Annotated in this window: 19 protein-coding genes; 6 read left to right on the forward strand and 13 right to left on the reverse strand. The window is 36.0% G+C overall.

The features are described from left to right. Nucleotides 1-50: 50 nt before the first annotated feature. Nucleotides 51-506, reverse strand: coding sequence for a pyridoxamine 5'-phosphate oxidase family protein (locus BLV40_RS02145; protein ID WP_090687285.1), 456 nt, complete (start codon nt 504-506; stop codon nt 51-53). A 142-nt stretch (nt 507-648) separates the two neighbouring features. Between BLV40_RS02145 and BLV40_RS02150 the strand changes: the two genes are divergently transcribed. Beyond that, on the forward strand, nt 649-849 hold the full coding sequence (locus tag BLV40_RS02150) for a YlaI family protein (protein ID WP_026590206.1): 201 nt from the start codon (nt 649-651) through the stop codon (nt 847-849). 36 nt (nt 850-885) lie between these two features. Here the strand turns inward: BLV40_RS02150 and BLV40_RS02155 are convergent, their stop codons facing one another. The 3 genes from BLV40_RS02155 to typA form a co-directional block, all read right to left on the reverse strand. Continuing rightward, nucleotides 886-1,161, reverse strand: a complete 276-nt coding sequence (locus BLV40_RS02155; RefSeq protein WP_026590205.1) for a hypothetical protein — start codon at nt 1,159-1,161, stop codon at nt 886-888. Nucleotides 1,162-1,172: 11 nt separating this feature from the next. Further along, nucleotides 1,173-1,475: a YlaH-like family protein gene (locus BLV40_RS02160; protein ID WP_090687286.1), complete on the reverse strand. Its 303-nt coding sequence runs from the start codon at nt 1,473-1,475 to the stop codon at nt 1,173-1,175. Nucleotides 1,476-1,690: 215 nt separating this feature from the next. Continuing rightward, nucleotides 1,691-3,535, reverse strand: coding sequence for a translational GTPase TypA (gene typA, locus BLV40_RS02165; protein WP_026590203.1), 1,845 nt, complete (start codon nt 3,533-3,535; stop codon nt 1,691-1,693). 140 nt (nt 3,536-3,675) lie between these two features. Here typA and BLV40_RS02170 point away from each other — a divergent pair, with 140 nt between their 5' ends. Next, nucleotides 3,676-3,855 carry a DUF5325 family protein gene (locus BLV40_RS02170; protein ID WP_026590202.1) on the forward strand — a complete coding sequence of 60 codons (180 nt, stop codon included), beginning with the start codon at nt 3,676-3,678 and terminating at the stop codon, nt 3,853-3,855. A 43-nt stretch (nt 3,856-3,898) separates the two neighbouring features. Here BLV40_RS02170 and BLV40_RS02175 read toward each other — a convergent pair whose 3' ends face one another. Beyond that, nucleotides 3,899-4,690, reverse strand: coding sequence for an inositol monophosphatase family protein (locus BLV40_RS02175; protein ID WP_026590201.1), 792 nt, complete (start codon nt 4,688-4,690; stop codon nt 3,899-3,901). 88 nt (nt 4,691-4,778) lie between these two features. Beyond that, nucleotides 4,779-4,967 (reverse strand): hypothetical protein, encoded by a 189-nt coding sequence (locus BLV40_RS02180; RefSeq protein ID WP_001250169.1) that lies wholly within the window; start codon nt 4,965-4,967, stop codon nt 4,779-4,781. A 207-nt stretch (nt 4,968-5,174) separates the two neighbouring features. Here BLV40_RS02180 and BLV40_RS02185 point away from each other — a divergent pair, with 207 nt between their 5' ends. Beyond that, nucleotides 5,175-5,801: a YktB family protein gene (locus BLV40_RS02185; RefSeq protein ID WP_090687290.1), complete on the forward strand. Its 627-nt coding sequence runs from the start codon at nt 5,175-5,177 to the stop codon at nt 5,799-5,801. A gap of 81 nt (nt 5,802-5,882) precedes the next feature. Here the strand turns inward: BLV40_RS02185 and BLV40_RS02190 are convergent, their stop codons facing one another. Further along, nucleotides 5,883-6,152, reverse strand: a complete 270-nt coding sequence (locus tag BLV40_RS02190) for a UPF0223 family protein (protein WP_026590199.1) — start codon at nt 6,150-6,152, stop codon at nt 5,883-5,885. A 586-nt stretch (nt 6,153-6,738) separates the two neighbouring features. Between BLV40_RS02190 and BLV40_RS02200 the strand changes: the two genes are divergently transcribed. Then, nucleotides 6,739-8,220: an aminotransferase class I/II-fold pyridoxal phosphate-dependent enzyme gene (locus BLV40_RS02200; protein ID WP_090687293.1), complete on the forward strand. Its 1,482-nt coding sequence runs from the start codon at nt 6,739-6,741 to the stop codon at nt 8,218-8,220. Between the two features lie 74 nt (nt 8,221-8,294). Continuing rightward, complete coding sequence (locus tag BLV40_RS02205; protein ID WP_090687295.1) at nt 8,295-9,125, forward strand: protein-glutamine gamma-glutamyltransferase; 831 nt, start codon at nt 8,295-8,297, stop codon at nt 9,123-9,125. Between the two features lie 34 nt (nt 9,126-9,159). Here BLV40_RS02205 and BLV40_RS02210 read toward each other — a convergent pair whose 3' ends face one another. From BLV40_RS02210 to BLV40_RS02225, 4 genes are all read right to left on the reverse strand, one after another. Beyond that, entirely contained in the window at nt 9,160-9,291 is a 132-nt protein-coding gene (locus tag BLV40_RS02210) for a GapA-binding peptide SR1P (RefSeq protein WP_090687296.1), read from the reverse strand. A 62-nt stretch (nt 9,292-9,353) separates the two neighbouring features. After that, entirely contained in the window at nt 9,354-9,485 is a 132-nt protein-coding gene (locus BLV40_RS02215; RefSeq protein ID WP_026590194.1) for a GapA-binding peptide SR1P, read from the reverse strand. 61 nt (nt 9,486-9,546) lie between these two features. Next, complete coding sequence (locus BLV40_RS02220; protein WP_000536782.1) at nt 9,547-9,675, reverse strand: GapA-binding peptide SR1P; 129 nt, start codon at nt 9,673-9,675, stop codon at nt 9,547-9,549. Between the two features lie 199 nt (nt 9,676-9,874). Next, on the reverse strand, nt 9,875-10,171 hold the full coding sequence (locus BLV40_RS02225) for a DUF3055 domain-containing protein (protein ID WP_026590193.1): 297 nt from the start codon (nt 10,169-10,171) through the stop codon (nt 9,875-9,877). Nucleotides 10,172-10,304: 133 nt separating this feature from the next. On the opposite strand from BLV40_RS02225, the gene BLV40_RS02230 reads away from it, so the two are divergent. Beyond that, the gene (locus BLV40_RS02230) at nt 10,305-10,697 is read left to right on the forward strand and encodes a DUF1885 family protein (protein WP_090687297.1); all 393 of its coding nucleotides are present in this window, start codon (nt 10,305-10,307) and stop codon (nt 10,695-10,697) included. Here BLV40_RS02230 and BLV40_RS02235 read toward each other — a convergent pair whose 3' ends face one another. Both BLV40_RS02235 and lpdA read right to left on the reverse strand, forming a co-directional pair. Beyond that, nucleotides 10,698-10,928, reverse strand: coding sequence for a hypothetical protein (locus tag BLV40_RS02235; protein WP_026590191.1), 231 nt, complete (start codon nt 10,926-10,928; stop codon nt 10,698-10,700). 352 nt (nt 10,929-11,280) lie between these two features. Beyond that, nucleotides 11,281-12,693 carry a dihydrolipoyl dehydrogenase gene (gene lpdA, locus BLV40_RS02240; protein ID WP_026590190.1) on the reverse strand — a complete coding sequence of 471 codons (1,413 nt, stop codon included), beginning with the start codon at nt 12,691-12,693 and terminating at the stop codon, nt 11,281-11,283. Nucleotide 12,694: the final 1 nt, after the last annotated feature.

The following is a 12,694-nucleotide window of genomic DNA, read 5'->3' on the forward strand; positions in this document are numbered from 1 at the left end:
GATTAAAATAGCAGTAAAAGGATGAACACCCATAGTACTCATCCACTTTTCTACAATCCTTTCATTGCCGTTAAAACTTGGTTATCAAGTTTTTCAGCAGCACGAAGATCATAAGTTTTTTCATATGCTGGTTCCAAAGCAAGCTTTGCTCCATAAAACATAACATCACGCACTTCTTGAACAGATACTTCTACTATAGTTAACTTAAGAGGAATCCCTTCCATTCTATCCGTTAAAATCTTTGCTTCACCGCTAATGGAAAATACAGATTCATTCGCCATTACAGTGAGTACAAGCCCTGCATGATGGCGTAAATTTTCCGCAATACGAGATCGCCAATCAACTGCAAACCGAATACGCGCCTCATTCATTGCATATACCCATGAAATAGCACTTACATTTGGAACAGCCTTTTCAAAATCAATTGTTGCAATTGTTATAATACGTCCTTCACGTAAAGATTGAACTAAAGAATCTGTCAATGTAGGTTCTACTACATTTGCCATATTTCCACCTCCAAAATTTTATTTATCTTAATGATAACTTATTTTTCGAATTGCGAAAATATTATTTTTTTCCTCCATAGTTCAAAAATATCAAATTTACATGCTATACTTATATCGATAGAATTTGTATTGAGGTGACGAAATGAGAGTCAAATGTATGCTTTGTGATAAAAAAGAAGAGTTAGATGACGAAAATCCTATGGCCAAAAGGCTTCGTAACCGTCCTATTCATACATATATGTGCATGGAATGCACAGAACGTATTGCAGAACGTACAATAGAACGCCATGCAACCGGAAAATTCCACCTATATCGTGATAAAACAGTAGAAGATGAGTGGTAAACTGTCAAATAAGTCCTTAATCATTCGGATGAGGACTTATTTATATTTCTCCGGCTCTTGTCTCATTTGATCTAAGAAACAATCTATAAGCTCTACTGGAAATCTTGTAGAATGCTTTTCTCCGCCTCGTTTATATGTAACTAAATACATATCTTCTTTCTTTTCCACTTCCACATCACTTAATTGATGATCTTCATGCAACATATCATGAAACAGCAAATATGTTTCTTGTGCAGCTGCATCATTGGGTCTTGCTTCCGCAACCGTTTTAATCGTTAACCAATTATATAATGTATCTTGTACAGAGCGCATAAAGAACCTCCTTAACTTACTCTTTGTTGCTTTGCTTGACGTAAACGTAATCTATAAATTCCTAGTACAATTGCGGCTACAACAAGTCCTTCTCCCACCGGCAACAAAACTCCTAAAAAAGTTAAGACTGTACATCCTAACGCCAGCGCCACATACACCACAATATTTTTTAATAGCGATAACTTCCTAGCAAACCCTAAATTATATACAAGGGCACTTAAAAGAATCATTGTGCCATATAAAAGCCACATCCCTATTTCTGGATTCGTATCTACATTATATAATTTTGCGAAAAATGACATTCTCTCTAGCATTATACTCCCCCCTTATTTTGCAAAGATGAACGAAAACAACCCATATGAGTCCAATCCACTAACTAGTAGTACCTTGATTCTTACTTTTTAAATTCTATTTTCCCTACTATAAGAGTACCTTGCAGAAAAACTACTGTCTAGATAAAAGAGTAAATTTTCTAAAAAAATAAACAAAACAAAAAGCTGCCTTTTTTAAAAAGGCAGCTTCATATTTTTTACGCTTCTACAGATTTCTTTTTCTTAGCAGCTCTTTCGCGCTCACTCTTATCAAGAATCTTTTTACGAAGACGAATTGATTCTGGAGTTACTTCACAGAACTCATCATCGTTTAAGTACTCTAATGACTCTTCTAAAGTCATTAAGCGTGGTTTTTTCATTGTTGAAGTTTGATCTTTCGTCGCAGAACGAATGTTAGTTTGTTGTTTCATTTTTACAACGTTAACTGTTAAATCATTCTCACGTGTATGTTCTCCGACAATCATACCAGCATATACTTCTGTACCTGGTTCAACGAAGATTACACCGCGGTCTTCAACTTGCATAATACCGTATTGTGATGCTTTTCCTGTTTCAAGTGAAACTAGAACACCTTGACGACGTCCACCAACTTGTCCAGCATGTACTGGCTGGTAGCAATCGAATGTATGGTTTAAAATACCGTAACCACGAGTTAATGTTAAGAATTCTGTTGTGTAACCAATTAAACCACGTGCTGGAACCATGAAAGTAAGGCGAACTTGACCGTTTCCGTTATTCACCATATCTAACATTTCACCTTTACGTGCACCCATTGATTCCATAATAGAACCAGTGTATTCTTCAGGCACATCGATTTGTACGCGTTCTACAGGCTCACATCTTACGCCATCAACCTCTTTAATAATTACTTCAGGCTTAGATACTTGTAGTTCGTAACCTTCACGGCGCATGTTTTCAATTAAGATAGATAAATGTAATTCTCCACGTCCAGATACAATCCATGCATCAGGAGACTCTGTATTATCAACACGTAAACTTACATCTGTTTCTAATTGTGAACGAAGACGCTCTTCAATTTTACGAGACGTAATGTATTTACCTTCACGACCTGCAAATGGACTATTATTTACAAGGAACGTCATTTGTAGTGTTGGCTCATCAATACGTAATAATGGTAACGCATCTTGATGTTCAACTGGACATACCGTTTCACCAACGTTAATATCTTCCATACCTGAAACTGCTACTAGATCTCCAGCTTTTGCTTCTTCAATTTCTTGGCGTTTTAATCCCATGTAACCAAATAGTTTTGTTACGCGGAATTGTTTTACGCTTCCATCGACCTTCATTAGTGCAACTTGTTGTCCTACTTTCATTGTGCCGCGGAATATACGACCTACCCCGATACGACCTACATAGTCATTATAGTCAAGAAGTGCTACTTGGAATTGAAGTGGCTCTTCGCTGTTATCAACTGGTGCTGGAATATGTTCAATAATTGTATCAAATAATGATTTCATATTCTCTTCTTGATTTGCTGGGTTTGAATCCAAGCTTGCTGTTCCGTTCATTGCTGATGCAAATACAACTGGGAACTCTAATTGATCTTCGTTTGCACCAAGCTCGATAAATAAGTCGATTACTTCATCAACTACTTCATCCGGGCGAGCAAAGTCACGGTCAATTTTGTTTACTACAACGATTGGAGTTAAGTTTTGCTCAAGAGCTTTCTTTAAAACAAATCGCGTTTGTGGCATACAACCTTCATATGCATCAACAACAAGTAAAACACCATCAACCATTTTCATAATACGCTCTACTTCACCACCGAAGTCAGCGTGTCCAGGCGTATCTAAAATGTTAATTCGTTTATCTTCATAATGAATCGCTGTATTTTTGGCTAAAATTGTAATACCGCGTTCTCTTTCTAAATCGTTCGAATCCATTGCACGTTCTTCTACGTGCTCATTTGCACGGAACGTCCCCGCTTGACGTAATAATTGGTCAACAAGTGTTGTTTTACCATGGTCAACGTGGGCGATAATTGCTATATTTCGTAAATCTTGTCGTTTTTTCAACATGTCCAACTCCTAGTGTCTTTTTAATCCTTCTCTATTATAAGAGTGAAGGGGATACAATGGCAATCAAAATAAAATCAAGAATGAAAATATAGTTGTATTCTTACTTTTGTGAAAGTAAAATGAAATTGGAGGGTGAAGATATGGAACAAATTCAGTACCGCTTTTTATTAACAGCTATTATCGGTGTTATTTTCTTAATTGGCATTGGAATTATGATTGCTGAAAATAGTCCCATCGGTATTATTATTTGCATTATCGGCACATTTGTTACAGTTGGATACGGATTTGTAACAAAACGAAAAATGCGTAAATCACAGTAACAGTAAAAAGTAAGAAGCTTTTCGTAGCCTCTTACTTTTTTTGTTACTGTGATACAAATGGTAGTAACTCTTCATATACCCCCGGCTTCGCAACTAATACACTACTTTTTTCTACAATAGAAAGTGCTTTACCAGCAAACGTCGTCACTTTGCCATCGACTTCTTCTACAATAATCAGTCCTCCGCCAAAATCCCAAGGAGATAATCGCGGCGTCACGTAAGCATCCAATCTTCCTGTTGCAACATATACCATTTCTAGTGCTGCGCAACCATATGAGCGTGTTCCTCGTGCTTTTTTCACGAGCTTCATCATTTTTTCCATATTAAGTAATGGATTATCAGTAAGCCACGTAGCATTTAAAGCAATAATCCCGCTTTCTAATGTACCTTTCTCTAAAGTGGGAATGGTTACACCGTTACAAAAGGCTCCTTCCCCCTTTATAGCATGATACAGTTCGTCATGAACCGGATCATAGATGAGGCCGATTTTTCCGATACCGTTCTCATAAATGCCAATTGAAATCGCAAAATTTCTTTTCTGATGAACAAAATTCATCGTACCATCAATTGGATCAATTAACCAAACAACCCCATCCGAAGAAGCAAGCTTATCTCCATATCCCTCTTCTCCTAAAATATAATGGTGTGGGTATGTTTCTTTAATTTTCCCAATCAAAAACTGTTCCGTTTCTCGATCCATATTTGTTACTAGGTCAGCTGCATTTGATTTCGTCTCCACAATAAGCGTCTTTTGCAATGATGCCATTAAACGCTCACCAGCTTCTTGAATCCACTGTTTTGCATGTGTATCGATTTCTTTCCATACCTCTTGCATGTTTAAACACTCCGATCTACACTGTTCACAGAAAAAACGAACCCTTTATAAGGTTCGCACCAACTTAATTTTTATACATATACTATTATTACGCTTCTAAACGGATCATTTCAAGTCTTAGCACTTCTAGCTTTTGCACGCACTCTTCTTTTTTCTGATTATCATTTTCCATCATTGCATCATATAGCGTTGCTAATTCATAATCTAACTCCAATCTTAGCACCGGAATTCTTTTTTCAGCATCTGTTCTCTTTAACGCGTTAATCACCTGTCTCATTTTTATTGCCTCCTCCCAATATTCGTCTGCCCTCGGACTAGAATTAACTTAATTTTCTGATTTTTTGTTTTATACTATACTATGTTGGATAAATCATCTATGCAACAAAATTATATTTTTTTACTGAAGTTTTTTTGTACTGTTTTTTTTATGAATCGTACAAGCTATGCTAAAATAAAAAACAAACTAGGAGTTGGAGGAACTATCATGACATTACAAACATTTAAATCAACTGACTTTGCTGTCTTTGCAGTTGATGGTCTCGAAGAACGAATGAATGCTATTAAAACGAATATTCACCCTAAATTAGAAGCTCTAGGCGAGCAATTTTCTCATTATTTATCAGAACAAACTGGGGAAACTTTTTTCTATCATGTTGCAAAACATGCACGACGTAAAGTCAATCCACCAAACGATACTTGGGTTGCTTTTTCAACAAATAAACGCGGATATAAAATGCTGCCACATTTTCAAATTGGTTTATGGGGTACCCATGCTTTTATATACTTTGGTTTAATTTATGAGTGTCCACAAAAAGTGGAAGCGGCTCATGCCTTCTTAGAACATTTAAATGATTTAAAAACAAATATACCAAATGACTTCGTTTGGTCCATTGACCATACCAAACCAGCTGTAAAATCGCATAACTTACTTGAAACAAATGACTTACAAAAAATGATTGAACGCCTAGCGACTATAAAAAAAGCAGAGCTACTAGTTGGTATTCACATTTCTCCAGAAGAGTGCTCAACACTCGATGATGAACAATTTCTTGAGAAGATACAAACTACGATGCACTCACTCCTTCCTTTATATAAAATTTGCAATCGATAGTAAGAAAACGGACAATTTATATTGTCCGTTTTAAGTTGTTATCCCATTATAGCACTTAGAATTCGATTTTTCAAAATCTTTTTACATTTTCACAATCTTTTGTTCTTCTACTTCTTTCGCCTTTTGAATCGCTCGGTATATAGAGTAACCACTTACTTCTTGAAACTCTTTATCAATTTTTTTCTCTTCCGCTTTCGACGGCACAATTTCTTTAAAACGGCGATATAATCTCATCAATTCTTCTCTGATGATACCTTTTTCATACGCCTTTTCAATTGCCTCATAGAATGTCACAATCGCAATCATCTCATCATTCGACCAATCATAATCAAGTGGATATTGATATTCCATATGTACACCTCTTTCATTTTTACCCTTATTCTCCCTTAAAAATAAACCTTCCATCCTTCTTTATCATAGTCCCTTTTGCATTATACACTATTTCTCTTTTATTATGGCATTGTCTCTCTTCATACCGAAGACAACGAGGCGATGAAAGGCATAGATCTCCTTTCCTTTTTGAAAATAAGCCTCGATAAATTGAAACTTTATTTTTCCTCCATCCTCCTTTATTTTCGCTGATTTTTAAGATGAGGATATTACTGAACGCGAATAGAAATATAACTTCCATTGACGGAATTCTACGTATCTCCTCGCTTTCTCAGAACTTTAAGTTAAAACTTTACTGCTCACGAATAACGGCATACAAATTATTACTAATTATGCATATAATAAAAATAATAGTTTTTTCTATACATATATAATCATTGGTGATATAATGCTTTTGTTTTATTGAAAATAAAGTGAAACTTCCATTTGGTAAGTAGAACAAGTCAAGTTCTTATAGACAGTTATATAACTATATAGGGGAAATAACTTTCTTACTGAACAAGATACACATAAAACAACTCATAATAAATATTACGAAGAAGAAGGGGTGTATAGATTGTCCCAATACAAAACACCATTGTTTACCGCTTTAGTAGAGCACAGCAAGCGAAATCCAATTCAATTTCATATCCCAGGTCATAAAAAAGGACAAGGGATGGACCCAGAATTTCGCGAATTTATTGGGCATAATGCATTAGCAATTGATTTAATTAATATTGCTCCGCTCGATGATTTACATCATCCAAAAGGTATGATTAAAGAAGCTCAAGATTTAGCTGCAACTGCATTCGGTGCAGATCATACCTTCTTTTCAGTTCAAGGTACAAGCGGTGCAATTATGACAATGGTAATGAGCGTTTGTGGCCCAGGAGATAAAATTCTTGTACCACGAAACGTTCATAAATCTGTAATGTCAGCCATTATTTTCTCAGGTGCAAAACCAATTTTCATTCATCCTGAAATCGATCCGAAGCTCGGTATTTCACATGGGATTACGATTCAATCTGTAAAAAAAGCACTCGAGGAACATTCAGATGCAAAAGGGTTACTCGTTATTAATCCAACATACTTTGGATTCGCCGCAGACTTGCAGCATATTGTAGAATTAGCTCATTCCTATGAAATACCTGTATTAGTTGATGAAGCTCATGGTGTTCATATTCATTTCCATGACGAATTACCAATGTCAGCTATGCAAGCTGGTGCAGATATGGCAGCGACAAGTGTTCATAAGCTCGGAGGTTCATTAACACAAAGTTCCATTCTAAATGTCAAAGAAGGCCTTGTGAATGTAAAACATGTTCAATCGATTATTAGCATGCTTACAACAACATCAACTTCCTATATTCTATTAGCTTCTTTAGACGTCGCAAGAAAACGTCTTGCGACTGAAGGAAAAGAATTAATCACAAAAACAATTCAGTTAGCCGAACATGTACGCTGTACGATAAATGAGATTGAAAATCTATATTGCCCTGGTAAAGAAATGTTAGGTATGGATGCAACATTCAGCTATGATCCAACAAAACTGATTGTATCTGTCAAGGATCTAGGCATTACAGGTCACGAAGCAGAATTATGGTTAAGAGAACATTACAACATTGAAGTCGAGCTTTCAGACTTATATAACATTCTATGCCTTGTGACATTGGGAGATACAGAGGTCGAAACTAATATTCTTATTGAGGCCTTACGAGAACTAGCAACTACCTTTAAAGATAGAGCGGACAAAGGTGTTCAAGTACAAGTTGAAATTCCAGAAATCCCTGTACTTGCCCTCTCTCCTCGGGATGCTTTTTACTCAGAAGCAGAAGTCATCCCATTTGAAGAAGCTGCTGGTCGCATTATAGCAGATTTTGTTATGGTTTATCCGCCAGGTATTCCAATCTTCACCCCTGGCGAAATCATTACGCAAGAAAACCTAGACTACATTAATAAAAACCTAGATGCTGGCCTACCAGTACAAGGTCCTGAAGATATGACACTCCAAACACTACGCGTTATTAAAGAATACAAGCCTATCAGTTGATAGGCTTTTTTTCACCATTTTTTCTTTTACTCATACGATACTAAAGAATGTAACTTATAGGTGGGGATACAATTATGATTGTGATTGGTCGTTCTATTGTACATCCTTATATCACGAGTGAAAATGAACCGTTCGCTACTGAGAAACAACAAATATTGGCCATTATGGCTGGAAATCAGGAAGTATATTCATTCCGAACAACTGATGAACTCAGCTTTGATCTAAATTTACGAATTCATATCATTACATCCTCCTTAGAACTCTTTCAAAGTGGATTACAGTTCCGTACATTCCAAGAGTCCTATTGTAACCCTGAATTTTGGCAAAGGACACCACTAGGAGGATTTCAATTACTTCCAAATAGACCACCCTCGGTCGCGATACGAGATATTTTTAAAGATGGAAAAAAGTATGGAACAGAATGTGCAACAGCAATGATTATTATTTTTTACAAAGCACTTTTAGCTCTATATGATGAGCAAACTTTTAACCGTTTATTCGCAAACCTTCTACTATATACATGGGATTATGATCGAGATTTAAAACTGGTGACAAAAAACGGTGGGGATATCGTTCCTGGCGATCTTGTTTACTTTAAAAATCCACAAGTGAATCCAGCTTCAGTTGAATGGCAAGGAGAAAATGCCATTTATTTAGGTAATTTCTTTTTTTATGGGCACGGTGTAGGAGTACAAACAAAGGAACAAATCATTTATCTATTAAATGAACGAAGAATTCCCTATGCCTTTATCTCAGCATATTTAACAGATTTTATTACCCGCATAGATAGTCGCCTCATGAGCCAACATGCCTCTGCTAATACCCTACAAACCACATTCAAATTCATTCCCATTCGAGATGATGCAATTGTTGCAACGGTTGGCCACACAACTACAATCTATTAAAAAACGCCTGCAAAATATGCAGGCGTTTTTTTAATTATTGGGCTTTTGTATGCTCTTTGTGACCACATTCGCAATGAGATCCACATTTCCCGTAAAGTACTGTTGTCTTTTCATCTTCAAAGTGTGCAATTGTTCCTTCACAAACTTGACATACGATTGTTCCCATTTTTCATTTCCCCCTGAGTTTGAATTATGATTGAAAACCTTTATATTTACACGTTCTATATATTACTGAACTTTTGTATGTTCTTTGTGACCACATTCGCAATGAGATTCACATTTCCCGTAAAGTACCGTTGTTTTTTCATCTTCAAAGTGTGCGATTGTTCCTTCACAAACTTGACATACGATTGTTCCCATTTTTCATTTCCCCCTGAGCTTATGGTCCTAAAAACTTTTTCAGCTAGAATATTCCTATATATTACTGGGCTTTTGTATGCTCCTTGTGATCACATCCGCAAGATCCGCATTTCCCGTAAAGTACTGTTACTTTCTCATCCTCGAAGTGTGCAATTGTACTTTCACAATCTTGACATACGATTGTTCCCATTTTTTTATTTCCCCCTAAGTTTATAATCCCAAAAACTTTTTTGTAACCGCTTAACTTTCTGTCTTTATTTTAATATGTTATACTTTTTACGTCAATAGGTTTTTAGTATAACACATTAAAAAAATTAACTTTATATTAGTATGAGACAATAACATGAAAAAACAGTCATATCTTAATAAGTACGACTGTTTCCTTTTATTTATTCTTCATATTCAGCATGTAAGGAAGTAGGTGGTACAAGAAACTTAAAGAATTGTGCTAGGTCATTCGCTTCCTCCTCTGATTGTAATTTAAAGACCTGTTGTAAATGTTGAACATTATCTACATCGTCTTGTCCTAGTAAAGTTGCTCTCCCTGTTTGCATGCAAACAACAAGAGGTTTTCCAAAAAACATATTTGTATAAATAACACCAAAATCATAGCGGTTTTCATGTGTCATAAATCCCAAAAATCGTACCTTCACACTCTCATGCTCATCATACAATTTTTCAAACATTTTCTTCCTCCTTTCCTCACAACACTTTCTACCGTATATATTAAACAAAAAAAGGAAAGAACCTTTTTAATTGTCAAAAAATTTGCAACGGTGTTAAAATGTCTGTATATATTACTTTAGGAGGAAAATCTTTATGCAACATGCATTTATTAAACTTGTACCTAAATCGAAACAACAAGCTGTCTCATTAGAAGATGTTAAACAACTTTTTAATTATTATAAAACCATTACTTCGCAAACCGGCGCGCAAGTTAGCTATGCATATACTAACGTAGCATTTCCGTATGAGATATTTGATACATCAGATACTACACTTGAGCTCAAATCTAGTCATGATCGTTATAATTCTATTTATGTGGGGATAGGAACAGAAAACGACCAAGCTTTCGTTCAAATCTCCTTACCTTCTACCGCCACATTTGGGGATAAAGGAAAAGCAAATGAATTCTGCCGTTTTTTAGCAAAAAAATTAGAGGGTGAATTAAAGTTATTTAATGGAAGAACAATGTATTTTTATAAACGCTAACTATAAAAAAAGGAAAGATATCAGTAAAAAGAGCATACTATTTGCGCAAGTAAGAAATAGTGCCTGTTTTCTTATACGAAGAACAACATATGCAATTACATATGCTAAATAAAGGAACACGAAAAAGAGCATCACTTTATAATGAAATTTATCACCATTTGATAAGAATAGTACAATAGAAAATCCACTCCATAAAAGGAAATGATAAAATATAACATGTATGATTTTCACGAAACCATCTCCTTTGACATGCTCTATTTTATAATAAGATATGGTATTGGACTCAAATCGATTACATAATACGAAAAGATGTAATCGATTTGAGTCCATTATATTTCTAAAAAAGTTACGTACATTCCAATTTAGACTATATAGTATTACGTATTTATTCCATAAATATACATAATGACCTTGTTAGCTCTACTAAAGCTTTAATGGATAAAGTGAAACTTTAATCAATGGATTTCTTCATTCTCACTAACGATCAGCTCTCACAAATCGGGATTTTGCAAGATAAATTCCATAAAATAAAAAATAACCCGCCTTTAAAAAGATCAAAGGCGGGTTATTTTGGTTATTCGTATTATTTTACAATGTGAATTGGCATTCCAAGAGCAACTTCAGCTGCTTCCATTGTGATTTCACCTAATGTTGGGTGAGCATGGATTGTTTGAGCGATATCTTCAGCTGTCATTCCAGCTTCGATAGCTAAACCAATCTCAGAGATAATATCAGAAGCACCTGCACCTGCAACTTGTGCACCTACAAGAAGACCATCTTCTTTACGTGTTACAAGTTGTAGGAAACCGTCTGTGCTGTTTAATGATAATGCACGACCGTTTGCAGCGAATGGGAACTTAGATACAGTTACTGCCATTCCTGCTTCTTCAGCTTGTTTCTTAGTGTATCCAACAGATGCTAATTCTGGATCTGTGAAGCATACTGCAGGAATTCCGATGTAATCGATAGCTGATGCATGGCCACTAATTGCTTCAACAGCTACTTTACCTTCGTAAGAAGCTTTGTGAGCTAATGGTGGTCCAGGAACGATATCACCGATTGCATAGATGTTTGGTACGTTTGTACGGCATTGCTCATCGATTTCGATGATACCGCGATCAGTCATTTTAACTCCAACTTGCTCAAGACCGATTTCTTGAGTGTTTGGACGACGACCTACAGTTACTAATACGTAATCTGCTTCTACAGTTTGTACTTCACCTTTAACTTCGAAGCTAACTTTTACGCCAGTTTCTGTTTCTTCAACGCCTTTAGCCATAGCTTTTGTATGAATATTTACGTTACCTTTCTTTTGAAGGGCACGTTTAACAACAGAGCTCATTGCTTTTTCGAAACCAGCTAAGATTTCGTCGCCAGCTTCTACTACAGTAACTTCTGTACCGAAGTTAGCATATGCAGTACCTAATTCCATACCGATGTAACCGCCGCCGATTACAACAAGTTTTTTAGGAATTTCAGGTAAGCTTAGAGCGCCTGTAGAGTTGATAACACGTTTAGAGTATTTGAATCCAGGAATTTCGATTGGTGTAGAACCAGTTGCAAGAACAGCATTTTTAAACGTATAAGTTTGAGCTGCATCTTCAGTCATTACGCGTAATGTGTTAGCATCTACGAAGTAAGCTTCACCGCGAATGATTTCAACTTTGTTACCCTTAAGAAGGCCTTCAACACCGCCAGTTAATTTCTTAACTACGCCGTTTTTCCATTCTTGAACTTTTGTAAAGTCAACTTTTACGTTCTCTGCAGTGATACCCATGTCATCAGAATGCATTGCATTCTCATAACGATGACCTGCATTGATTAACGCTTTTGAAGGAATACATCCAACGTTTAAGCATACGCCACCAAGGTTAGCTTTTTCGATAATTGCTACCTTTTGACCTAATTGTGCTGCACGAATTGCCGCAACGTATCCACCAGGACCTGCACCAACAACGACTGTATCTAATTCAATTGGGAAATCTCCTACTACCATT

Source organism: Bacillus sp. 166amftsu, assembly GCF_900107445.1.
Classification (GTDB): domain Bacteria; phylum Bacillota; class Bacilli; order Bacillales; family Bacillaceae_G; genus Bacillus_A; species Bacillus_A arachidis.